The following is a 23922-nucleotide window of genomic DNA, read 5'->3' on the forward strand; positions in this document are numbered from 1 at the left end:
GTTTGCAACAGCCATACATCTAACGACTTTTATTATTGGCAGATTGTATAGAAACATTCTTCGGTCGTTCAGGATACGTTGCCTTACCTGAATCATCAGGACCTGTTAGTTGATTCCTTTGATTAAGAATCTTTCCAGTATATTCAATAGGATTATTTTTTGGCATTTTATACACCTCCATGTAATAGTATGCTTGAAAGGTAAATGACAAATTCAAGAAATTGAATTAGTTTATTCTTATAGAGAACAGAGTGGAGGAGAGAAAATGGCAGTACCAAAACATATTGTTTCAGCGGCAGCAATTGTCTTAAACGAGAAGAATGAGCTATTACTAATTAAGGGTCCACGCAGAGGATGGGAAATGCCTGGCGGTCAGGTGGAAGAAGGGGAATCCTTGACAGATGCGGTGATTAGAGAAACAAAAGAAGAATCTGGGATAGATATAGAGGTTATTAAGTTTTGTGGAATCTTTCAAAATATCGACGCTTCTATTTGTAATACCTTATTTTTAGGAAGGCCCACCGGCGGGGAATTAACAACCAGTCCAGAGAGTCTTGAAGTAGGCTTTTTCAAACTAGAAGAAGCATTAGACATGATAACCTGGAATAACTTTAGGCAAAGAATTGAATATTGCTTAGATGAGAAACAGCTTCCTTTTTATATCGGCTTTTAAGCATAAAATTCATAATAGGACCAAAACGGTCCTATTATGAATTTTATTCAATAAGAAGTTTGAAAACCATTTTCCGCCAACTCCGTATCGATTTTGTGAAGGTATAAGAATTCATAGGCGGAGAATTTCCTGCTAATGTATATATATATTTCACTCATCCCCCGAAAAATAAATCAAGAATGTTGGAGGAAGTGGATGATTTCTTATTATAAAATTCGGAATACCCGCATTTTTTACAGAAGATAACAATAAATGTGTTGTGTTGAACATCGAATAGTTTCGATAATCCTGTTCCGGTCACGGCAACTTCCTTTTGGCCGGCATCTCTAGACCCGCATTTAATACATCCTTTTTCGCTCATTGCAATCCCTCCTAGTTTGAACTATCCATTTATTTACGTATTAGATATTTAAAATGTTTCATAATACTCAAACATTTTAGCTTGTACCCTCACATTAAAAAGGGTAAAATGCAATAAAACTAGAAAAGAGGGAAAGAACATGCCATTTGAGATTTCAATGTTAGGGATGGGTTATTTCAGCCTAGATGCTGCAGCCGTCGATAAGAGCCCAAGTGAAATGGTAATCACTGACGAGAAGGAAGAAACCTACTACATCGTATCAAGAGAAGTTTATGAAAATGGACCACAGCAAGAAGGATATAAAATTATCGTTAATGAAGGAGAATAATTACCTTCTGACTTATCACCTAATAAAGCCGTATCGAGTTGTCGATACGGCTTTATTATTTCCTTTTTAAAAAAGGGTAGGACAATACCAATCCTACCAAATATAAAAAGACTAGAAAGTAAACAGGAAGTAAATGAATAAAAGTTGTATATCCAATATATAAATGCGTTCCAATCCCAGCGATAAAGGCAGGTAATGCTCCAATTGCAAGGGTATTCCAAATCCATCGTTCCCCTTTTCTAAAACCCCACAAAGAAAGCATAAGAATAAGCAAACCAACACTTACTAGGGCACTGCCAAATCCTGCCCGATCATGGGCGATAACGGGAATCAAATTGTTACTAATACTATCTAACATTTGAGGTGACATACACAGGAAGTTTAAGTCCGTTGACACGAAAACTTTCGATACCCCTATTGTGGAAATCACTATGCCTCCAACAACTATCAGAAATCCTAGAATAATAAACATGAGCTGTCCATAAAGCCCATATTTCCACGCTTTGTCATTACGTCCATGATTGGAATAGGGGAAACCTTTGATTTTTTTTCCTTCTTTAAAACTAAGAAAATATATCGGCAATAAGAGAAGCCAAAATAAACCGTGCAGCCAATCAAAGTAACCGTAACCGATTGAAAGAAATATACCAATAAACCCCGTGATGGCCGCACTATGAAAAGCCACCCTTGCCCAATGCAGGTTATTTCTCATTCCATGACGTGCAAGCTGGATATACAATATTCCACCAGATATCATGGTGCCAGCTAACGCCATTCGGTCATGTGACATAAAAGCCAAGATGAGCGGATTGAACTGCAGGAGATCAGCCCTTGTTATACCGATAAAGTTTTCATCATAGGGGAGGATAATACTCGTAAATGCAAAATATAAGGCAATAATTCCGCCAAATAGGATGGATAGGCCAAATAGAAAGGACCAATACCAGTTTTGTTTAGGAATAGAGCGAGCCTCTTCATATAATAAACGTTCATGTATCCGTTTTGGTAATCCTGGACCTGCATGAACATAGCCTTCTGCTAACATCACTAAATCTGCACCGGCACGAACCAAAGCGCAAGCTTCCTCTGGAGTTTCCACCCCGCCAGAGGTTATGACTGTAAGCTTGGGATATTGATCTTTAACCTGCTTAATACAATTTTCCAGGCATTCATTGGCATTAGAAGCTTCATACCAGCAGCTGTCCATCTTTTGACGAGGGGCATTTACAACGATTCCACTAATACCTGTATAATCATTTAGTTTTCCTATTTCATCAGAAGAAAGTGATAGATAAACGGGACGCCTCAAAGATTGTAACCCTTTATCTAGACATGAATTCACTTGTTCTGCTGTTACGATAAAAGCATCCACAAAAGGCATTAAATGCTGCACAATTATATCCCATTCATTTTTGATAACCTGTTCATCTATATTAGCGAATATAGGGACTTTAAAATTTAGGCTTGTTAATTTTTTAATGACTAGCTTTAGTGGAACCTTCTCTTGATGCTCAGAAAACAGAATGATGCTATTTTCCACTCTGGGTTCTATTACTGCTTTAGGTTCTTTCAGCACGATTGGTCCAATTTCGATAAATCCGAAGCCTAACTCTTGGAAGGCGTTAATGCCTGATAAATTAGGATCTATGTGGCAGCTTAATCCAATGGGAGACGGAAATGTAATTTGGTTCCATTCTTTTTGAAATTCCTGCGGAGGTTTCATATGTCCTAAAAAACCAATTAGTTTCCGGCCGCCAGGAACGGATGCAATGGTGCTCATTGATTTATGAATAAACTCTCGGCTTGTTTTCGGCCTTATTTTATCTAGTAAAAGTCTTTTTAATGGATGATAAGACCAATCTGGCATTAACAACACCTTCTAAACATAAATTTATCATTTGTAAAATTCCTATCATGGATAATCATAACAAGTCGTATAGAAATTGTAAAATTGCGAAAACTCCTGCCCTAAATAGTGAATTAAAGTTTTATTAATTTGTAATAAAAGAATAGTCCTCTAGGAAATCCTAAATATAGGGAGGGATGTGCAGGTGTTGTTTTCTTTAAAAGGGGATGCTCACAAAGTTTTTCTACGAGTGAAAAAAACAGTCCATAATGGCGATATCATAAGAAATACTAAGGAATTTAAAGAAATTGAAGAGATTCAAGGTCTATATCAGTCGCTAGATAGTCATACACTGCAATTAATCCATTATCGAATGATAAAAGAATACAACGGTTCAGGCATTATTCCCATCTTGGTATCTTCTGCTCCCTGGTTATTATTACTGTTTTCGAAGCAATTAGCTTCCTACCTATTCAAGGATGGATCCTGGCTTTGGGCTGGTTTTTGTATCGTCTACCTGCTTACGTTAGGAATCAGTGTGTTGATCCATTTTCGCGAGAAAGCATGGGCAGCTTTTCATATGGAAATCATTCAAGATATTTTAACGGAAAGAAAAAATGAAAAGACTCAGGGACATTCCACAAACTAATGTCCCGATGTACCTTCCAAATTTAAACTTTTTTTATTCCTAAAATATCTGATATAGTAGTCTTTGAGATAGATAGGAGGACTACTACATGAAATGTTTCTCAATCGATTTAGACGGTACGTTATTAAATTCTGAACATGAGATATCTGAAGCAAACCTGCAAACTATCAATGAATTGCATGAACAGGGTCACGCTGTTATTTTGAACACGGGCCGTGCTTATGCAGATGTCATTAAAATAGATGCATTACAAAATTTAGAGATTCCTATTTTTTGTGTCAACGGTTCTGTATTATTCTCAGAAAAAAGAGAGCTTCTGTTTGAGGCGACGATTTCGATTGATACGTACAAAGAACTGTTTCCAATCTTAAAGGGACTAGGGGTTGGGATTTTAGTCTATACCAATTATGGAGGCTTTCCATCCACGTTACCACCCTTGCATAAAAAGAGTAAACAAGAGCTCAATACGCTCTTTGAAGAATTCAATTATGATGAAATCCTTGAAAAAGATCAGTTGAAAATCTATAAATTAATCGCCTTGACCCATCATGATGAATTAGAAAAAGTCGAAGGGGTTAAAAAGGCGCTTGAGGGTAAGTTTGCTATTTCAATAGCTTCTTCATTCCCAAATAATGTTGAAATTACTTCAAACGAAGCGCATAAAGGAAAAGCGTTATTGCGATACCAGAAAATGATGAATCTTGAATTTGAAGAGATTATTGCTTTTGGTGATGGCGGAAATGACCTTGCTATGTTCGAGGTAGCAAATACTGCTGTTGCAATGGCAAATGCTCCGCTTCATGTGCAGCAAAAAGCAGACATCATTACTAAATCGAATGACGAAGATGGATTTGCCCATGCAGTTCGTCATCTGCTAAATCTTCAAACAGAAGCAATTGTAAAATAACGAAAAGCCCAATTTCCGATAAAAAAGGAAATTGGGCTTTTCGTTTTTAATTCGTCACGGGCTTTTTCAAGAATCCTATTAATACTGCAGAAACAATGGATCCAATTAAAACTGCTAGTAAATACAGCAACCAGCTGCCGTCTACAAGTGGAATAACGAATAATCCACCATGAGGGGCGCGAAGTCCGATACTGAACATCATCGATAAAGCACCTGCAATAGCTGAACCAGCCATAACAGAAGGAATCACACGAAGTGGATCAGCTGCTGCATATGGAATTGCTCCTTCAGTGATAAAAGATAATCCCATAATGTAGTTTACTTTTCCAGCTTCTTGATCCTGTTTGCTAAACTTTTTCTTAAATACTGTTGTAGCGATTGCAATGGCTAATGGAGGAACCATACCTGCAGCCATAATCGCAGCCATTGGTTCATAAACACCATTTGCTAATAATCCAGTACCAAACACATAGGCAGCTTTGTTAACGGGACCACCCATATCGAAAGACATCATTAACCCTAAAATAATTCCAAGTAAAACAGCATTTCCTGTACCTAAACCAGATAACCACTCAGATATAGCTGTATTTAACGCGCCAACAGGCTTATTTACAACAAATAACATAATGAATCCGGTTAAAGCAATCCCTAATAAAGGATATAACAAGATGGTTTTAATTCCTTCTAAGGATGCAGGCATACCAGCAAGTACCTTTTTCAAACCAACTACTAAATAACCGGCTAAGAAACCTGCAACAAGGCCGCCTAAGAAACCTGCTCCACCACTAGTAGCGAGCATTCCGCCAACCATACCTGCTGCAAAACCTGGGCGATCGGCAATACTCATGGCGATAAATCCTGCTAGAATTGGCACCATTAACGCAAAGGCATTTCCGCCGCCAATGGTCATTAATGCTTCTGCAATTGGATGATAGGTTGGGTCATTAGGATTTGCTGAATTAATACCGAACATAAAGCTGATAGCAATTAGGATACCACCGCCGACAACGAACGGAAGCATATTAGAAACACCGTTCATTAAGTGCTTATAGATAGTGGAACCGAATCCTCTGCCAGTTTGTTCGCTTTCCTGACTAGACTTTCCAGTGCCGCTATAAATTGGAGCATCCTGCTTTAAAGCTCTTTCGATTAGTTCCTTTGGTTTACGAATCCCATCCGCAACCGCTGTTTCAATGACGTGCTTGCCATTAAAACGATTCATTTCAACTTTCGTATCAGCAGCTACAATAACAGCCACAGCATTTTCAATTTCTTCTGCTGTTAGGACATTTTTTGCACCGCCAGAGCCGTTTGTTTCAACCTTAATATCAACACCCATTTCTGCCGCTTTCGCTTTTAGTGAATCAGCAGACATATACGTATGGGCAATACCCGTCGGACAAGCTGTTACAGCTACAATAAATTCTTTCTTGCCAGCCATGGATTGTTCTTCTTCTTTTTCTTCTTGATCATGAGAATTAATAATGGATAATACCTCATCAGCTGTACTTGCTTCTAAAAGCTGTTTGCGTACTTCATCTTTTAAAAGAATCGTTGAAAGACGAGAAAGTGCTTCTAAATGTGTATTATTTGCCCCTTCTGTTGCTGCAATCATAAAAAAGAGATGAGAAGGCTGACCGTCAAGAGATTCATAGTTTACACCCGCTTTTGATCTTCCGAACGCAATCGCTGCCTGTTTAACAGCGTTTGTTTTGGCATGGGGGATGGCAATTCCTTCACCAATACCTGTTGTGCTTTGTTCTTCTCTTTTAATAATGGCCTTTTTATATTCAGCACGATCATTTAACTTGCCCGCATTGTCTAAAACCGATACTAACTCTTCAATTGCTCCAGACTTGCTTGAACTTGTTAATGAAAGGTTGATGGTTTCTTTTGTTAATAGCTCTGTAATCCTCATCATCATTCTCCTCTTGGGTTTGTCTTTTCTATTAGTACTTGAGGGAGCAAGGCTTCCATTTTTTCTCGTGTGCATAATCCGATGGAAAAGGCAGTCGCACTGCCAGCTGCAATACTAAAACGAAAAGCTTCTTCTATCGATTTCGTTTTTTCATAAGTTGCAATAAAACCGGCCACCATGGAATCTCCTGCACCCACTGAGCTTTTTACATCACCTTTTGGGCTCGTAGCGATTAAGGCTATGTCCTTATTGATGAGGACTGCTCCTTTTTCGGCAAGAGAGACAATCACGTTTTGGGCACCTTGTTTAACAAGCTCTCTGCCATAAGGAATAACCTCTTCACAAGAATTAATAACGGTATTAAATAAGTCGCCAAGCTCATGATGATTTGGTTTTATTAAGAAGGGATGTAAGGGAAGAACCTTTTTCAGTAATTCTCCTTCCGCATCAACCACAAATTTTGTGCTATTTTCATTGCATAGTTTGACAAGCTCTTCATACGTACTTGCTGGCATAGTCGATGGGATGCTGCCAGCGAGCACAAGGATATCCTCACTTGTTAATTCGCGGATTTTCGCTTTCAGGGCTGCAAAGTTTTCTTCTGTAATGTTAGGTCCTTTTGCATTAATTTCAGTTTCTTTGTCAGATTTGATTTTTACATTTATTCTTGTATCTTCATCGACTCTCACAAAGTCGGTGTGTATACCGTGTGAGGTTAAGAAACCTTGGATATAATCACCGGTAAAACCACCTAAAAATCCAAGAGCGTGACTATCAACATCTAATCTTTTTAAAACTTGAGAAACATTGATTCCTTTTCCACCTGGAAATTTAGATTCGTTTTTTGTTCGATTTAACTCACCAAGTGTGACTTGGTCTGCTTCTACAATGTAATCAAGTGATGGGTTCAATGTAACTGTATAAATCATGATGTAACCACCTTAATTTTTGTTTTACTGTGATATTGCTCCAGCGTGTCAGGGTCTAATTCATTTGTGATAATGGCTGCTGAGTGTAAGTCAGCAATTTTTGCAAAAGCAATTTCCGAGAACTTTGATTCATCTGAAACCACATATGCTTCACGTGATAATGAAATCGCTAATTCTTTGACCATTGCTTCTTCGGGGTCAGGGGTGGTATAGCCAAATTGTGAGTGGATTCCGTTTACTCCCATAAAGCATTTATCAAAACGATAATGTTCTAGACTATCTAATGCCCCGCGCCCGATTAAGGCTTTTGTTGATGGTTTCGCATATCCACCTATTAAAAATGTTTTTATGTTTTTTTCAAGTAGTTCATTTACATGTGTTAGTCCATTTGTTACGACCACGATGTTTTCTGGAAGGAAAGGAATCATTTCGAATATAGTGGAACCTGCATCCATATAGATACAATCTCCTTCTTCCACTAAGCTTCCAGCATACTGAGCGATTTGACGTTTTGGTTGAAGGTTTTTGGAGGATTTCTCAGTCATGCTTGGTTCCTGGAGCTTTCCTTGCAGCCGTGCAGCACCCCCATGAACCCTCTTGAGAAATTTTCCTTGTTCTAACTGTATAAGATCTCTTCGGATTGTGGACTCAGAGGAATTTGTTAATTCCACGAGTTCTTGAAGTTTAACAGAATTCTTTACTTTTAATGCTTCTAATATGATTTGATGGCGTTCTGGCTCTAACATGATTACTGCCTCCTAAAACGCTTTCATAATTTATTTCTACCCTCATTTTACAACTAGAAACAAAAAAAATCAATCATAATAATTCAAAATCATTCTTTTTCATTCAAAAAACTTCAAACAAAAAAGGATGCCTTTTAGCATCCTTGTAACAGATAGTATGCCCAAAATAAATGTAAAAGGGCTCTCTAATAGTATATCGGAGTAAATTCCCCCTAAAAGTTAGTAAAATCAACGAATCTTTAATAGTTTAGTAATACTAATTTGAAACTGTGAAGGGGATGAACGCTTTCTGGACTTTTTAGATTCTTCACGCTTTTGAAAAATAAAGCCGGTAATGTTAAAAATATAGATATATTTGAAACCTTATTGAGTATAATACGTATATGTACAGGTAGCGGTAAGAAAAAATTTTTATAGATAGGAAGAATAAATTTGGGCACAAATATAATGATAGTAGCAGATTATATCTATGATATTTATTATTGGTTAATTTTGATTAATATTTTTGGATCTTGGTTCCCGCAATTTCAAACAAGTAAAGTTGGTCTCTTGATAGGGAGACTTGTTAATCCTTACCTGTCTGTCTTTAGAAAATTTATCCCGCCTTTAGGTATGATTGACTTTTCACCAATCATTGCGATTTTGGCTTACAGCTTTATCGGGAGATTTGCTCTTGCGGGTCTACAACAGTTGTTAATCATGGCAGGTGCCTTTTAATTAATCTTGAAATGGAAACTAGGGCTTTACTTACATTTAGGTGTAGGTAAAGCCCTATTTCAATCCTACTTATCACAAAATAGTAGTATCACTTAACTGGGAATTTAAGGTATTCTAGAAAATAGGATGATGAAAGGGGGAGATAGTTATGAAATCTGCTTTATTACTCGGGGGAACACAATTTGTCGGCAAAAGATTGGTGCAATTACTACTAGATGAAGGGGTAGAGGTAACCATTGCGACAAGAGGCTTGACGCCTGATTCCTTTGGAAGTCAAGTTACTAGATTAATTATTAATCGAGAAAATGCAGAATCTTTGGATCAAGCTTTTAAGGATAAGAAATGGGATGTGGTCTTTGATCAAACCTGCTATTCCTCTCAAGAAGCCCTTGATTCGCTAAAGTCACTGGATGGTAAAGTTAAGAAGTATATATTTACCTCTAGCCAGGCAGTTTATGATTTTGGGACCAAGCATGTGGAAGAAAACTTCAATCCATTAACTTACACACCAATACTAAAATCCAGAAGAGATTACATAGGGTATGTTGGTTATCAAGAAGCAAAGCGTGCTGCTGAAGCAATCCTTTTTCAAAATGCAGACTTCCCAGTGGTTGCCATCCGTTTTCCGATTATTATTGGAAAAGACGATTATACCAATCGCTTAAAATTCCATGTGGAGCATGTGAAAGAAGGAAAAGCGATGTTCATTGAACATCCTGATTTTAGATATAGTTTTATCGACTCAGGGGAAGCCGCTTCGTTTTTATTAAGTATGGCGAAGTCTGATTTTCAAGGACCGATTAATCCAGGATCTGAGGAAGATATCAGTTTGAGCGAATTATACGGATTCATTGAGGATGTAATTGGAACTAGAGCTATCTTAAGTAAAGATGGTGACCCATCTCCCTATAACTTGCCAGGGGCATGGTCGGTGAATACCAGTCTTGCTCAGTCCATGGGATTCCGTTTTACTTCATTAAATATTCTTTTGAAAAATTTAATCCATCACTATTCATAGTTTTTATCAAGGGGGAACTACCGTGAGTATTCGAAAGGCAACAATAGATGAGCTAGATTCATTAACAGAGCTATTTGATTCGTATAGAGTTTTCTATCATCAGGAGTCTGATAGTGAAGGTGCCAAGTCTTTTTTAAAAGAAAGATTTTTAAATGAGGAATCAGTCGTTTTTATCGCTTTTGAAGAAGGGAGTGCGGTTGGCTTTGTTCAGCTATATCCGACCTTTTCCTCTGTTAGCATGAAACGGTCATGGACCCTTAATGATTTATATGTAAATGCATCGGCTCGTAAAAAGGGTTTCGGCGAGAAATTAATTCAAGCAGCCATTGAATTTGCAGAGGAAACAGGTGCCAAAGGATTGTCACTAGAGACAGGTGAAGATAATCTGACAGCTCAAAGATTGTATGAAAAAATAGGATTTAAAAAAGAATCCAATTACTTTTACTATTTTACTTTATAATTGGATAAGATTACACATACTACCTTTAAATGACGAATTCTTTGGAGGTAGCTAGAATGAATAATGAAACTCAAAATGATACGATTATTTGTAATGAAGCGTTGCGTGGTAAACCGTATCTGGATATTGACCGTGTGATTACAGAAGGGAACCCAAAAAGTTCAAATCAATATGGAAGCAATCCGGAAGCGACGGATAAATCAATTTAGGTGAAAAGAGGCGGTAAGCCTCTTTTTTTTGAGGTTAATCTAAAATTGAAGGGCTCTATGGTGACCGAAAACTATATAAATGGAGGAAAGTGGTAAGCACGAACGTTTCCTATCCAATGATCCCAGCCATAAACCAAAAGTATATTTTATTGTCTATCTTTTTTGAATTTTAGTAATATATTAGTTATACCATTTATCAATAAAGGGAGAGTGTCACATGGAAATTAGACAACTTACCTCTTCGGATGCAGAAAAATACTGGGATCTAAGATTAGAAGCCTTGAAACAAGCTCCAGAAGCATTTTTGACGAGTTATGAAGACGCGGTGAAAAGGGAAAATCCCATTGCTCAGGTTGAAAGTAATTTTAAAACAGAAGGTAATTATACCTTTGGGGCGTTTGAGGGTGATGAGCTAATTGGTGTAGTAACGCTTTTACAAGAGAAGGCTGAAAAAATACAACATCGTGCTAACATTTTTGCGATGTATGTCACTCCCCAGAAACAAGGGGCAGGTGTGGGGGAAGCATTACTAACAGAGGCAATCAATAAAGCAAAATCGATTGATGCCATTGAAAAAATCAATTTATCAGTCGTTTCAAGTAATGAACCAGCAAAGAAACTATATACGAAATTAGGATTTAAAGTATTTGGGATTGAAGAAAAAGCGATGAAACTGAATGGTGTTTATTTGGATGATGAACATAGGGTGCTGCATTTAAAATGAACAAACTTAATAAAGAGGTGGATACAATGACAACAAAGAAGCAGGGAAGTATTGCGGCAGAAATCAAATCTGATGGGTCGTTTAACCGGCAGAAAAATAGCTTTAATACACCGTTTGGCAATGGGGAAGGTGAACTGCCTGTTGAAGCAGGACGATATCGATTACTATGGTCAGCAGTCTGTCCATGGGCACATCGTTCGGTGATTGTCCGTAGAATTCTTGGGTTAGAAGAGGTAATTAGTTTAGGTACGGCTAGTCCGATGCGGCCAAAACTTCCACATGTAGACTGGGAATTTTCTTTAGATGAAGGCGGGGTAGACTCTGTTTTAGGCATTCGCTACATGAGTGAAATCTATAAGAAAACAGATCCGGGTTATTCGGGTAGACCAACAGTTCCTGCCATCGTGGATGTGAGGGAACAAAAAGTTGTGAACAATGATTATTTTAAACTAACAAACTATTTGGAAACAGTCTGGTCGGCCTTTCATAAGGAAAATGCGCCAGATTTATATCCTGAATCCTTACGTGAAGAAATTGATGCCTTAAATGATGTTATCTTTCATGAAGTGAACAATGGTGTGTATAAATGTGGATTTGCTCAATCTCAGGAAGCGTATGAGCTGTCTTATGATACTTTGTTTGCTAGATTAGATGAAGTAGAGAAGCGCCTTTCAACACAACGTTTCCTACACGGAGACTTTATTACCGATTCTGATGTACGGCTATACGCTACATTAATTCGCTTCGATGCTGCCTATTACTCTGCATTTAAGACCAATCGAAATCGAATAGTTGATTTCCCACATCTTTGGGGGTATTTACGAGATTTATATCAAACGCCTGGTTTTGGTGATACCACTGATTTTGATGCGATTAAAAAGCATTATCATTTATCGAATCATATCGCAAGCAATGATCAAAAGGGGCATAATGGTATTTTGCCAAAAGGACCCGACCTTTCAGGACTTCTTTCTTCGCATAACCGCCAAGAATTAAGTAAGAAGGAAGAAAAATTTCTCATACAATAAGGAGGGAGAAGGAGAATGATTATTCGGAAAGCTTTAGAAAGTGAATTACCATATATTCGAGAACAAAGAGTACTTTCTTACGAAGAGCATGCTGCCATCATCCCGGAGGGCCATTGGCAGGCATTGAAGCAGGCCATTTCATCTACGGCCGATACGGAAACAGGAGTTGAACTACTTGTAGCCGAAGTCAATGGAAACATTTTAGGCAGCGTTGCTTTGTTCCCGGCAGATACAGATGCCTATGAAGGGAATGTTGAAGTGGTGGATTATCCTGAAATACGAATGCTTGCCGTTTCCCCAAGCGCACGTGGGAAGGGAGTGGCTACAGCCTTAATTTCTGAATGTATTAAGCTTTCAAAAGAGAAAGGGCACCATTCAATTGGGCTGCATACGGGCGAATTTATGAAAAATGCAATGAGACTATATGAGCAAATTGGTTTTAAAAGATTACCGCAATATGACTTTGAACCAGCAGATGACGGAATCATCGTTAAAGCATATGCATTAACTTTTGAATGAATAAAACAGAAAAGCGCAGCCTTTTTACAGATTCCAATTGACAGAATATTAACTATTCTACTATAATATAACCTATATTATTTGTCCCTGCTAGATAATCAGTAGGGGCTTTTTTATTATCCGAAATAGAATATAGGAAGTGCAATGATGGAATTACAAAAAAGTTTATTGCCTCGTCATATTCGTATGATGGCACTCGGGGGAGCAATCGGCACGGGTATATTTAAGGGTACCTCTGAAACAGTTTCGATTGCAGGACCTGCGGTTATTTTTTCTTATTTGTTTGCAGGCTTATTGCTTCTTGTTGTGATGAGTGCCATTGCTGAGATGGCTATCGCTTTTCCTGGAGTAAATATGAAAGGATTTATTCATAAGGCATTTGGAACAAATGTGTCTTTTGTTATCGGTTGGCTATACTGTTTCATGTGGTTAGTTGTTTGTGTTATTGAGGTAATCGCTGCGGGAAGCTTTTTGCAATATTGGTTTCCTTCATTGTCTTTGTGGTCTTTAAGTTTCATAAGTGCTATTTTCATTGTGGCTATTAATTTAATGAATGTGAAACGGTACGGGGAGTTTGAATTCTGGTTTGCAGGAATAAAAATTACCATGATTGTCTTATTCGTTGTATTAGGAGCTGGTATTTTATTTGGAATCATCCCGAGCAATGATAGTGACTATTTACACAATTATGTACAACACGATGGTTTCTTCCCGGAGGGGTGGTCTGGAGTTTTCTCTGCCTTATTAATTGTTATTTTCTCATACGGCGGCACTGAACTTATTGGATTAACTTTATCGGAAACGAAGGATGCCCAGAAGGTATTGCCTAAAGTTATAAAAGGAGTCATTTGGCGAATTGTCATTTTCTATACACTACCGATTCTAATCATCTGCGGATTAATACCTTGGAATGAAATCGGCAGCCAAGCAAGCCCGTTTGTGCAAGTGTTATCTGCAGTCGGCTTTGATGGAGCGGCACATATCATGAACTTTGTCCTTATTACGGCTGTATTGTCTGCAGCTAATTCTGGGATATATGGATGTACACGTATGATGTATTCACTAGCAGCAGAAGGGGAAGCACCGAAACTATTTTCATACGTTTCTAAGAACGGTGTGCCGTTATACAGCGTCATCTTTAGCGCAATCATCCTTATCGGAGGAACATTTGTTGCCTACTTTTCGCCTGACCGTGTTTTTGGGTATTTAATGGCCATTCCAGGTTTTACGGTATCAGTGGTATGGATTAGCATCTGTTTAGCGCAAGTGAAGCTTCGCAAAACCTATACAAACCTGCCAAGTTTTACAGTTTGGGGCTTTCCATATGTTACCTCATTTACTGCCATAGCGTTAAGTGTAAGCTGTGTGGCATTTGCATTCAGTGAACAAAATCGAGCTAGCATGCTTGTTTGTTTAGGGATGCTCATCGTCTTAATTCTATTTTCAGCTTTTAGAAAAAAAGCGTAATCAAAAAAACCTTGTCATTTTGAAAATGGCAAGGTTTTTGTCTATGTATCTGTAGGTGCTTCACGTATTGTTTTTATTTTATTGATGAAGTAATAATATTTATAGATAACAATCAATACGAGCATGACACGGATTATTAAACTATCGAGGATGAAGAATGGGATTGCAATCATCACATCAGCGAATAACAAAATCGTGAGCTTTTGTTTTAACGTCATCGACCGCTCTTTTACAAAGGTCTCTAAGTGGCGTTTATAGAGAGTGGTACCCTTGAACCAAATCTCAAAGCGTTCAGATCCTTTTACAAAACAGTAGGATGCTAGTAGTAGTAACGGAGTTGTCGGTAACACTGGCAAAATAAGGCCCAAAACTCCTAAGCCAAGGGCAATAAAACCGATAATAATATATAGAAGTTTTACAATTTTACTCATATGCTTTGTCCCCTGTTCGTTCAATGTACATCTATAGTATACCACTTTAAAAAAGAAAGTTTTTTGACAGATTAAGTACATTAAAACTGTTTTAACCACCAGTATGTTAAAATAATGTTGTCTAAATAATGGGGGTTGATTAAATGACTTTCTATAAAATAATCGTCGTTTTACATATTTTTTCGGCAATTATAGGAATGGGGCCAGGTTTTATCCTTACGACTGTTGTTAAGTCGGGAAAGACAATGTCAGAATTGAGGCATTCCTATGCTGTTAGACATAAACTGCATATATTTGTGATGGTGGGAGGTACACTTTTACTCATCACAGGTTTAATAATGGGCTTCATGAATCCAAGCCTGTTCCGAATGGGCTGGTATGGAACAAGTCTCGTACTCTTTTTAATCGCACTCGCAAGTGGACCGGTTTTATTATCACCAAGGTCTAAGCCAGTGAAGGCATTATTAGCATCTCATCAGGGTGAGGAAATCCCTGAAGAATATTATCGTTTATCAAAAATCCTATTTAGATATGAACACCTAGCAAACATTATTTTTATTATCATTATAGCGTTAATGATATTAAAACCATTTTAATTGTAAAAAAGGTATGGCATTCAGCCATACCTTTTCTGATCATTGATCAGAATATAAATAAGTTAATACTTCACCAATTCTTTTTTTAAATGAAGTATAATTGTGCTCACCATCTTGAATACTTCGGTAGCGGGTATCTTCAATTTTGCTACTCAGAATTTCATAGATAGAGTGAATCATTTCTGTAAACTGTTTATTTAGTTCTCTATCATCGCTGATTTCGTGCGTACCAAAATCCATATAAAACCTCTCAATAGCAGATAAATCGGATTTCCTGACGTATACCTCGATTTCCTCTTGGTTGCGATAATATCCAGGAGATATCGCTGCAATTCGCTTGAAAATATGGGGGTACCTGCAGGCCGCATAGGTAGAAATAAGACCTCCTAATGAAATTCCAGCCATCGAAGTATGTTCCTTAAGAGTTCGGTATTTATCGTCTATTAAAGGTTTCAGTTCATTTACGATAAAGTCTACGTATTGTTCACCGTTACCTCCTGAAGAGCTATTGTGGCCGATTATTTCCTGCGCGATTGCTCCGTTTACCCATGGGCAGTATTCATTAATACGTTCTTCTCCTTCAGGATTTAAATCAATGGCTACCACAATTATTTCCGTTTTGTTTTCATCTAAGTAATCCTTTAATCCTAAAGATACTCCCTTAATGGCACCTTCATCCTCAAAAACATTTTGGCCATCATGCATATACAAGACTGGGTAGGTTTTGTTAGCTTCGTGGTAACTCAAAGGCAGATACACTCTAATTATTCTCTCTTGATGGAATGTGGACATATAAACGTGAAATTTTTCTATCATCAGCATCCCTACTTTCTGTACATCCTATTTCATTAATTTACCATATTAGTAAGAATAGTGGTGAAATAAAAACAAGGCTGGTGAGAACAATTTATCTCACCAGCCTGCGGGAATTGTAATTATCCCTTTATAGAATTAAAACCAGAATCGGTCTCTTCTACATCTTCTGTTGTCATCTCGTCTGTCATCATTTCTTCTGTCATCAGCGCCTTCAACTCTTACTCTATCAGCACGGATAATAACTTCCTCTGCATCAATAACAACTCTTCTTACTTTATTGCGATCATCATCATCACGACGTCTTCTTTCATTTGACATTCCATATCCCCCCTTTCACCTTGTACTATAAAATATGCTTGTACAAATTATGTGATTGGACAAATTACACATTTTTAAATTGAAATAATCTTTCAAGTAAGGTGATGAAGGATAAATGTTATATGCTGTGGAAATAAGGTAAGAATAGAGTTACTTGAATGGGAGGATGGTCGATATGGATATCGTTGAAAAGGCGCTTCAGTTAGCTAGTAAGTTTCATGAAGGACAATATCGGAAAAATACAGATATTCCGTATATTACACACCCTGTGGCTGTGGGGATGTTGTTAGTAAAGAACGGGTACAGTGAGGAAATTGTTGCAGCCGGAATCTTACATGACACCGTAGAGGATACGGCACTAACACTAGAAGACATCAAAAGGGAATTTGGAACAAAAATTGCTGAAATCGTTGCAGGCAGTTCAGAACCCGATAAATCCCTTCCATGGAAGGATAGGAAGGAGCATACCATTGAATTCTTAAAAGGTGCTTCGGAGGAAATTCGAATTGTTGTATGTGCAGATAAACTACATAATATTCGGTCCATCATACGAGATTATGAACAGGTTGGCGAAGAGGTTTGGGGCAGATTTAATGCAGGGAAGGAACAACAGAAGTGGTACTACATGAATGTGGTAGAAAGTTTGGGGAGCCAGTCTACCTTTGATTTACTTTCAGAATTACGAAATGAAGTCGACAGACTTTTTTGGGGAGACGGAGTAAGATGAAGGATTATAAGGTTCATACATATGAAGAGGCTATAGAAGTAATAAGAGAGCTTGGATTTCTGCCATTGGCGAAACTCATCCCTGATTATCCTTCGCTTGACAGTATAACTTCGAAGGAACATTGGTATACAGGTTCTGATCTGGATCCATGGATGTGGCGTGCAAAGTTTCCGGGAGATGGAGCAGCCGCATACGGTAAATTTGTTAAAAAGAAATCCGTCTTACTATCTACGGAACTGTTACCTTTTTATCGTGCTATTTTGGGATCTCCTCTATCGGTAGAACATCGGAATCAGGATGGGCTGATGTCAAGAGAAGCTGTAGACCTGTTTGCGCTTATTAGGGAGAATGAAGGAATAGACACGAGAGTATTGAGAGTAGAGGCAGGAATGAAGGATAAAGAAAAGAAGAAGGTATTTGATAACGCCCTGCTGGAGCTGCAGGGTTCCATGGATATATGTGTTGCGGGAACCATAGAGAAGACGAATGCTGCTGGTGAGAAAAACGGATGGAGCAGTACCTCTTATGAAACTATGACTTATTGGGCAAAAAATCATAGAATGGATGAAAGTCCTATAGATAGGAATGACGCAAAAATGATGCTCAGGGATCATTTTGCTGCTATTTGCAGTCCTGGGGCATTGAAAGCTTTTCAAAAGTTATTTGGATTTTAAGGGAATCTTTCCGATTTCCTTTTTTTATGTTTAAAAAGAATAGCATGTAACTCCATTACACCCAATTTTTTCCAACAATCCGTGATACGAGCATGTCCCCATTATCCTGCAATTTCATATTTTATATAAAAGGAGATGAAAAAATATGAGTTGTAGAAAAAGACCGTTTTCGCTCTGTATTTTCCCAGGATACAGATGGTGCGGACCAGGCTGCAGCGGTCCAGGAGCACCTATCAATGATGTAGATTCCTGCTGTTACACACATGATTTATGTCTGAAACGTGGTAAATCCCCTTGTTACTGTGATAAACAATTTATGGATTGCCTTCGGTCTAAAATCAATCCTTGTACAAAAAAGGGCAGACAGGCAAATGTTATGTATAAATTCATGAAACTAAAGACCGGTTTCACATGTGGCCATCATAATAGATGCTAGGTTAATATTACTTGTGAATCCTATATAGTTTTCCGTATTATATCTCTGATATAATAGTTACTAGAAGTAGTGTCCTATGTAAGGCACTACTTTTTCCTAGTGGGGAGATGAAAAATACCATGTTAAAAAAATTCGGATCACTAAATGAGCTTAAGATACGTATTTATCTTTGGGTTGTCCCATGTATTATTATTTCTCTCATCTCTAATACACTTTTACAAAATAGTGATGCCATATTTGAATTTGATTTTATCATTAATAATACTCTCTCAATTTGGTTTATCATCAGTTGGTTTTTATTATACAAAAGACTTTTTATTCAATTTGCTGAGTACTCCAATTTGGCATTAGTCAGTTTTTATCATGTTACGACTTTTTTTGACGCTGTCCGCAACTATATGGCAGTATCAGGCGGGTCTCTCGGAGATTTTATTATCTGGATGCCGATTATAACCTTGTTCTTTTTCTTAACTTTAGGAACAAAAAGAGGGTTATATTATTCTATCATTATTTTTCTTACAACGTTTGTTATGGGAATTATGTATATCAATAGCCTATCCTCAGAATCCATTGATTCGTTAGGTCAATTTTACTTTGCCAATCTTGTTTACATTATCGTTCTCTATTATGCTCAGCATGTATTTAAGACGTATGCTGACCTCGAAATGTTTAAAAAGCACGCTTATTATGATTCATTAACGAGAATTGCTAGTCGTCTATTGATTGATGAATGGCTGGAAAAGAAGCTCAAGGCTTTTCGATATAAAAAAGAGGGGTTCTCCGTTATTTTCTTTGACATTGATCATTTTAAGCTGGTCAATGATAACTATGGGCATAAAATGGGTGATGAAGTTCTGGTAGAGTTGGCGGAAATCATTCAACAACAGCTTACCAATCGAGAGCTATTTGGACGTTGGGGCGGGGAAGAGTTCATTATTATCTCGAATACAGTTGGCGAAGAAACCCTTAAGCTTGCCGAGCATTTAAGAGAGGTTGTTTCAAAACACAGTTTCAAAGGAGCAGGAAAACTTACAGCAAGTTTTGGAGTTACCAATTCTAATCCAGGTGACACTATAGATTCGTTATTAAACCGTGCAGATAAAGGTTTATACCAGTGTAAAAACTGCGGAAGAAATCAAGTTAGTTATATCAAATAATGGGTTGGTGCCGAAATAAGGCACCAACCCATTTTAATTTGTTCTAAATAAAAAAGGGCCAGGTACACGTGTACCTGGCTAAATTATGGGAAGTTTTAAGAATAAGGTTCCTTAAACCTTAAGACTCAAATAAGTTATCTTTATATTATGATAAACATTTGTAGAAATTATAGAGAAGTTATGTGGAATTTGTGAAGATGAATTTTGGCAAAAAAAAGGATTGGTACACTCAGTACCAATCAAATTATGGGAAGTTTTTAAGAATAAGGTTCCTAAAACCTAAGTCTCAAATAAGTTACCTTTATAATAAGATAAATATTTGTAGAAATTATAGAGAAGTTATGTGGAATTTGTGAAGATAAAAAATCTATTCTAAAGAGTGAAAATGGTTAAAATATCTAATAATAAAATGTCAGTTTCACTATATTATTAGGAGATGATTTTTTGAAAAAACGATTATCTAGATTCATGCCTTTGTTTCTTTCATTTGTGTTAATCTTCCCAGCTTTCACAAAGGCGGAAGAGAACAAACCGGTCGAGCAGGTAACCGCAGAACGGCCACTAACTCAGAAAACTGTCCAGCTTAGGGTTGATTTGAGGCATCTTTGGAATGAACACGCTTTTTGGACAGAAAAGTTTGTTGTTAGTTCAATTGCAGGGCTAGAGGATCAAAAACAAGTACTGGCAAGATTATTGAAAAACCAGGATGACTTTGGGAATGCAATTAAACCTTTCTATGGAGAGGATGCAGGTAACAAGCTTGCACAGTTGTTAAGGGGGCATATTTTAATTGCCGGCAAGGTAGTAACTGCAGCGAAAAGCGGGAATCAGGCTGACCTCAAAAAATACAATGCTGAATGGTTTAAAAATGCAGATGATATTACCAACTTTTTAACTGCCGCAAATCCAAATTATAATAAAAAAGAATTAAATGACATGATGTATATGCATTTAAAACTGATTACTGATGGTGTGGTTGCGAAACTGAAAAAGGATTGGAATGCGAATATAACAGCCTTAGACAATAATCAAGAACATCTAATGCATATGTCAGATTTCCTTGCTGAAGGAATTATCAAGCAGTTTCCAAATAAGTTTTAACAAAAAATGGAGCCCAACAGTATAGTTGGGACTCCATTTTTTTAATGTGGTAAGAATGCAAGCTGATAAAAGAACAATACGGCGAATACAAAGAGAAGCGGGTGAACTTCACGCCATTTTCCTTTGGCAATCTTTAGGAGCGGATAGCTGATGAAACCAAGTGCAATTCCAGTTGCAATGCTCGAGGTTAACGGCATACTCAGAATTACTAGGAATGCAGGAAAAGCTTCGTCTAATTCGTTCCATTTAATCTTTGCAATGCTTCCCATCATCATGCTGCCAACAATAATAAGAGCAGGTGCGGTAATCGCAGAAATCCCTGACACAGCACTAACAAGAGGTCCAAAGAATGCTGACAAAATAAATAAGACAGCAACGGTAAGAGAAGTTAAGCCTGTTCGCCCTCCTGCCGCAACTCCTGAGGTGGATTCAATATAGGCTGTTGTTGGACTTGTACCAAACATGGCACCAATTGAGGTTGCAACTGAATCGGAAAGCAGGGCTTGGCGTGCACGCGGGAATTTCCCGTTTTTCATTAATCCAGCCTGATGGGCAACACCAATCATTGTGCCAGTGGTGTCAAAGATTGTTACTAAAATAAATGAAAAAACAACGGCATAAAGACTGTGCTCGATGACATCACTTAAAGCTGTAATCGGATTCCCTACGATTAATCCCTCAGGAAGAGAAGGAAGTGCTACAAATCCTTGATCAAAAGAAAGCTGATTCGTAAAAAAGGCAATGAGCCCAGTAATAATCATTCCAAAAAATAAAGCTCCATTGATTCGCAGCACCATCAGTATTAATGTAATGGCCAGTCCGACGATTGCAAGCGCTGCTGAAGGAGATTTTAGGTCACCTAATCCGACTAGATTGGTAGGATGGGCAGTAATGATATGCGTAAGCCTTAACCCAATAAACGCAATAAATAAACCAATTCCTGCTGTAATCCCGTGTTTGAGGTTTTCTGGAATCGCATCAATTAATTTTTCTCTAAAAGGTGTTAATGACAAGATAACAAAAATGATACCGGCAATAAAAACAGCAGCAAAGGCTGTTTCATAGTTAATATTTTGCCCGCCGCCAACAACTGAATAGGCGAAGTATGCGTTAAGCCCCATTCCAGGTGCAATGGCGATTGGATAATTTGCGAATAATGCCATCCAAAGTGTCCCAACAACTGCAGAGATAATCGTTGCTGTAAATACTTGTTCGAAGGGTACACCTGCATCTGCAAGAATGACTGGGTTCACAACAACGATGTAAACCATTGTAAAGAAGGTCGTTATTCCAGCAAGTAGTTCTGTTTTTGTATTTGTTTGATTTTCTTTAAGGTTAAACATAAGATTCCTCCAAAAGGCGAATGTTTTTTAACAACTTTTATATAATATTCGTTTTTGGTGAGAATTTCAATCCTTCTTATTATAAAAAAGAACAATACGCTCTTTTGGTTTATCCCCAAACCTCATCGAGTGTCATTTGAAATAACTGATTTAAAAGTTCAGTAGGGTCGGGTATTTCGACTACTAAATCTTTAACATATGCCTCTAAATGCTGTATTTCATTTTCAAGGAACTGATGGATGACCTCGGTCCTAGGAGTATGAGCAAGAACTTCACCAGCCATTTTTTGTTTGATTAGGTCGTCTATGATTGTTCGAATCTCCCCAGTTGGAAGGAGATTTTCAAGCAGCTGACTAAATCCATTAGGGGGAAATTCTTTATACGTTTCAATCCATTTGGCAGCCAAGAGCGGCCTAAATATGTTGAAGTACCTTTTTATTTTCACTTCCTCGCGCTTTAAATGATCGCGGTAATTCCCTTTTGCCATTTTTAAATAATGATGGATTCCGGAAATGGGAGAAAAAATTTGGCTCTCCATCTCTTTCATTTTTTTGATGGTATCGTATGCCTGGTAATAAACGATATTGGCATGAAGCCACTCCAAAAGCGGTGGATTAGATTTGCGAAATAATCGTAACGCTTTCGTTAGTTCCCAGCCATTTAAATCCAGTAGCTTGTCCACCGGTATGGAAAGCTTATCATGTTTGGGTACCTCGAGCACATCCCGCCGCTGATCAATTGAGAGATACCATTCTCTTTTATGAATATAAATAAACCGGATATCGTAATCACTTTCCTTCGACGGGAAGCCCCAGGCTCTGCTACCCGATTCGCAGGCATAAAGGATTTTCACATCATAGTCTTTTTCAATTTGCTCCAGTACCATTACGATATGTTCTTTCATTTGTAATACCTCTCTGATTGCTGAATATATAAACAATAGGTCCTTATTCCTTTTAATAGGGGGTGTTAAAATGTTATCAAGACAATTAATTATATACTTTCTGCTTTGTTTAGTTGCAATGTTAATGGTGAAGGAATTTTCATTTAGTCCGGAATCCTTTTCAGGTAACGGTAATCCAGTCATTTTGCTATTTCCCTTTGTCCTGCTGACGTTTGGACTTTTTGGATATGAATTATTTCTAAAAATTAAGGAAGCTTCTTATAAAGAAGCTGCTTGGCGGATTATCGTACTGTGCTCCTTTATCGTCCTTGTTGCTGCGTGTGTCTTAGAGTTTGTGTATTTTAATGAATTAATTCAGAAATTAGGTGGGCCACCCACGAATCATGCATCACGAATTTATCACTTTCCATGGGTAAATCAATACACAAATACGATATTTATTAATTTTTATACCTTCCTCATTTACTCTTCTATATTGACATTCTTCACATCATTATTTCGCTGGAAAAAAACTTAATACTTCTAAAAAACAAAATGTTTTGTGTTGTTATTTCCATAAAAATTGAACTATAATAGGGTTATAAGTGTTCACAAAATTGTCGAATTTATATCCTTGAAATAATTGAAATACGGTAAACCTAATGGGTAGATATGGAGGGAACGAAAAATGATTAGAATGGCTGTTGCGGGTGTTTTGGGTTTTGTTCTAATTTTTATTGAAAGCTTGATTGTGATGAAACTGAAAGGTTATCATGGCATCGAGTTCGGAGGCTTAGCACCGTTTATCAACGTGTGGGCCATGAATTTCTTCCTTGTATTTGCTATCATCACCCAAATAACAAATTGGTACCAAGATCGTGTAGGTTTTGAAGGTGGAGAAGAAGATAATAGTTATTAATAAAAAATGAGCCTCAATCATT

Annotated in this window: 30 protein-coding genes; 19 read left to right on the forward strand and 11 right to left on the reverse strand. The window is 37.6% G+C overall.

The features are described from left to right. Positions 1-19: 19 nt before the first annotated feature. On the reverse strand, positions 20-166 hold the full coding sequence (locus tag M3189_RS20345) for a hypothetical protein (RefSeq protein WP_251637226.1): 147 nt from the start codon (positions 164-166) through the stop codon (positions 20-22). A 99-nt stretch (positions 167-265) separates the two neighbouring features. Here M3189_RS20345 and M3189_RS20350 point away from each other — a divergent pair, with 99 nt between their 5' ends. After that, positions 266-673: an NUDIX hydrolase gene (locus tag M3189_RS20350; RefSeq protein WP_251637228.1), complete on the forward strand. Its 408-nt coding sequence runs from the start codon at positions 266-268 to the stop codon at positions 671-673. Positions 674-827: 154 nt separating this feature from the next. Here M3189_RS20350 and M3189_RS20355 read toward each other — a convergent pair whose 3' ends face one another. Continuing rightward, positions 828-1034, reverse strand: a complete 207-nt coding sequence (locus tag M3189_RS20355) for a zinc ribbon domain-containing protein (RefSeq protein ID WP_251637230.1) — start codon at positions 1032-1034, stop codon at positions 828-830. Positions 1035-1173: 139 nt separating this feature from the next. Between M3189_RS20355 and M3189_RS20360 the strand changes: the two genes are divergently transcribed. Beyond that, entirely contained in the window at positions 1174-1362 is a 189-nt protein-coding gene (locus M3189_RS20360) for a hypothetical protein (protein WP_251637232.1), read from the forward strand. 55 nt (positions 1363-1417) lie between these two features. Here M3189_RS20360 and M3189_RS20365 read toward each other — a convergent pair whose 3' ends face one another. Continuing rightward, positions 1418-3229, reverse strand: coding sequence for a dihydroorotate dehydrogenase (locus M3189_RS20365; protein WP_251637234.1), 1812 nt, complete (start codon positions 3227-3229; stop codon positions 1418-1420). 184 nt (positions 3230-3413) lie between these two features. Here M3189_RS20365 and M3189_RS20370 point away from each other — a divergent pair, with 184 nt between their 5' ends. After that, a complete protein-coding gene (locus M3189_RS20370) occupies positions 3414-3857 on the forward strand; it encodes a hypothetical protein (RefSeq protein WP_251637236.1) in 444 nt (147 codons plus the stop codon). 88 nt (positions 3858-3945) lie between these two features. After that, positions 3946-4764 (forward strand): HAD family hydrolase, encoded by an 819-nt coding sequence (locus M3189_RS20375; protein WP_251637238.1) that lies wholly within the window; start codon positions 3946-3948, stop codon positions 4762-4764. 46 nt (positions 4765-4810) lie between these two features. Here M3189_RS20375 and M3189_RS20380 read toward each other — a convergent pair whose 3' ends face one another. From M3189_RS20380 to M3189_RS20390, 3 genes are read right to left on the reverse strand one after another with little or no spacing between them, the layout of a single operon-like run. Next, positions 4811-6682: a PTS fructose transporter subunit IIABC gene (locus M3189_RS20380; protein WP_251637633.1), complete on the reverse strand. Its 1872-nt coding sequence runs from the start codon at positions 6680-6682 to the stop codon at positions 4811-4813. Between the two features lie 2 nt (positions 6683-6684). Beyond that, positions 6685-7611 carry a 1-phosphofructokinase gene (gene pfkB / locus M3189_RS20385; RefSeq protein WP_251637240.1) on the reverse strand — a complete coding sequence of 309 codons (927 nt, stop codon included), beginning with the start codon at positions 7609-7611 and terminating at the stop codon, positions 6685-6687. Then, a complete protein-coding gene (locus M3189_RS20390; RefSeq protein ID WP_251637242.1) occupies positions 7608-8357 on the reverse strand; it encodes a DeoR/GlpR family DNA-binding transcription regulator in 750 nt (249 codons plus the stop codon). Before M3189_RS20390 ends, pfkB begins: the two co-directional genes overlap by 4 nt. A gap of 432 nt (positions 8358-8789) precedes the next feature. Between M3189_RS20390 and M3189_RS20395 the strand changes: the two genes are divergently transcribed. The 8 genes from M3189_RS20395 to M3189_RS20430 all read left to right on the forward strand — a co-directional run bounded on the left by M3189_RS20395 (position 8790) and on the right by M3189_RS20430 (position 14499). Beyond that, entirely contained in the window at positions 8790-9074 is a 285-nt protein-coding gene (locus M3189_RS20395) for a YggT family protein (protein ID WP_435368111.1), read from the forward strand. A gap of 148 nt (positions 9075-9222) precedes the next feature. Then, positions 9223-10092: an NAD-dependent epimerase/dehydratase family protein gene (locus M3189_RS20400; protein ID WP_251637244.1), complete on the forward strand. Its 870-nt coding sequence runs from the start codon at positions 9223-9225 to the stop codon at positions 10090-10092. 22 nt (positions 10093-10114) lie between these two features. Beyond that, the gene (locus tag M3189_RS20405) at positions 10115-10552 is read left to right on the forward strand and encodes a GNAT family N-acetyltransferase (RefSeq protein WP_251637247.1); all 438 of its coding nucleotides are present in this window, start codon (positions 10115-10117) and stop codon (positions 10550-10552) included. A 29-nt stretch (positions 10553-10581) separates the two neighbouring features. Next, complete coding sequence (locus tag M3189_RS20410) at positions 10582-10761, forward strand: hypothetical protein (protein WP_251637249.1); 180 nt, start codon at positions 10582-10584, stop codon at positions 10759-10761. Positions 10762-10978: 217 nt separating this feature from the next. Next, positions 10979-11485, forward strand: a complete 507-nt coding sequence (locus M3189_RS20415) for a GNAT family N-acetyltransferase (RefSeq protein WP_251637251.1) — start codon at positions 10979-10981, stop codon at positions 11483-11485. Positions 11486-11511: 26 nt separating this feature from the next. Further along, positions 11512-12513, forward strand: coding sequence for a glutathione S-transferase family protein (locus tag M3189_RS20420; RefSeq protein WP_251637253.1), 1002 nt, complete (start codon positions 11512-11514; stop codon positions 12511-12513). Positions 12514-12528: 15 nt separating this feature from the next. After that, positions 12529-13032 (forward strand): GNAT family N-acetyltransferase, encoded by a 504-nt coding sequence (locus tag M3189_RS20425; protein WP_251637255.1) that lies wholly within the window; start codon positions 12529-12531, stop codon positions 13030-13032. A 147-nt stretch (positions 13033-13179) separates the two neighbouring features. Further along, the gene (locus tag M3189_RS20430) at positions 13180-14499 is read left to right on the forward strand and encodes an amino acid permease (protein ID WP_251637257.1); all 1320 of its coding nucleotides are present in this window, start codon (positions 13180-13182) and stop codon (positions 14497-14499) included. Positions 14500-14540: 41 nt separating this feature from the next. On the opposite strand, the gene M3189_RS20435 is transcribed toward M3189_RS20430, so the two are convergent. Further along, on the reverse strand, positions 14541-14930 hold the full coding sequence (locus M3189_RS20435; protein ID WP_251637259.1) for a YbaN family protein: 390 nt from the start codon (positions 14928-14930) through the stop codon (positions 14541-14543). A 143-nt stretch (positions 14931-15073) separates the two neighbouring features. On the opposite strand from M3189_RS20435, the gene M3189_RS20440 reads away from it, so the two are divergent. After that, entirely contained in the window at positions 15074-15526 is a 453-nt protein-coding gene (locus M3189_RS20440; protein ID WP_251637260.1) for a DUF2269 family protein, read from the forward strand. Between the two features lie 39 nt (positions 15527-15565). On the opposite strand, the gene M3189_RS20445 is transcribed toward M3189_RS20440, so the two are convergent. Both M3189_RS20445 and M3189_RS20450 read right to left on the reverse strand, forming a co-directional pair. Next, complete coding sequence (locus tag M3189_RS20445) at positions 15566-16342, reverse strand: alpha/beta hydrolase (protein WP_251637269.1); 777 nt, start codon at positions 16340-16342, stop codon at positions 15566-15568. A 135-nt stretch (positions 16343-16477) separates the two neighbouring features. Continuing rightward, positions 16478-16660, reverse strand: a complete 183-nt coding sequence (locus M3189_RS20450) for a hypothetical protein (RefSeq protein ID WP_251637271.1) — start codon at positions 16658-16660, stop codon at positions 16478-16480. A gap of 175 nt (positions 16661-16835) precedes the next feature. On the opposite strand from M3189_RS20450, the gene M3189_RS20455 reads away from it, so the two are divergent. The 4 genes from M3189_RS20455 (at position 16836) to M3189_RS20475 (ending at position 20755) form a co-directional block, all read left to right on the forward strand. After that, complete coding sequence (locus M3189_RS20455; protein ID WP_251637273.1) at positions 16836-17387, forward strand: HD domain-containing protein; 552 nt, start codon at positions 16836-16838, stop codon at positions 17385-17387. Continuing rightward, a complete protein-coding gene (locus tag M3189_RS20460) occupies positions 17384-18061 on the forward strand; it encodes an AlkZ-related protein (RefSeq protein WP_251637275.1) in 678 nt (225 codons plus the stop codon). The genes M3189_RS20455 and M3189_RS20460 overlap by 4 nt, the downstream gene beginning before the upstream one ends. Positions 18062-18616: 555 nt before the next feature. Beyond that, positions 18617-19654: a GGDEF domain-containing protein gene (locus M3189_RS20470; RefSeq protein WP_251637279.1), complete on the forward strand. Its 1038-nt coding sequence runs from the start codon at positions 18617-18619 to the stop codon at positions 19652-19654. 444 nt (positions 19655-20098) lie between these two features. Beyond that, positions 20099-20755 (forward strand): glycosyltransferase, encoded by a 657-nt coding sequence (locus M3189_RS20475; protein WP_251637281.1) that lies wholly within the window; start codon positions 20099-20101, stop codon positions 20753-20755. Positions 20756-20796: 41 nt separating this feature from the next. Here the strand turns inward: M3189_RS20475 and M3189_RS20480 are convergent, their stop codons facing one another. Both M3189_RS20480 and M3189_RS20485 read right to left on the reverse strand, forming a co-directional pair. Next, positions 20797-22098, reverse strand: coding sequence for an NCS2 family permease (locus M3189_RS20480; RefSeq protein ID WP_251637283.1), 1302 nt, complete (start codon positions 22096-22098; stop codon positions 20797-20799). 109 nt (positions 22099-22207) lie between these two features. Continuing rightward, on the reverse strand, positions 22208-23002 hold the full coding sequence (locus M3189_RS20485; RefSeq protein WP_251637285.1) for a nucleotidyltransferase domain-containing protein: 795 nt from the start codon (positions 23000-23002) through the stop codon (positions 22208-22210). 70 nt (positions 23003-23072) lie between these two features. On the opposite strand from M3189_RS20485, the gene M3189_RS20490 reads away from it, so the two are divergent. Continuing rightward, positions 23073-23519, forward strand: coding sequence for a hypothetical protein (locus tag M3189_RS20490; protein WP_251637287.1), 447 nt, complete (start codon positions 23073-23075; stop codon positions 23517-23519). Positions 23520-23669: 150 nt separating this feature from the next. Further along, positions 23670-23900 (forward strand): hypothetical protein, encoded by a 231-nt coding sequence (locus M3189_RS20495; RefSeq protein WP_251637289.1) that lies wholly within the window; start codon positions 23670-23672, stop codon positions 23898-23900. Positions 23901-23922: the final 22 nt, after the last annotated feature.

The organism is Neobacillus niacini (genome assembly GCF_023715415.1).
Lineage (GTDB): Bacteria > Bacillota > Bacilli > Bacillales > Cytobacillaceae > Neobacillus > Neobacillus niacini_C.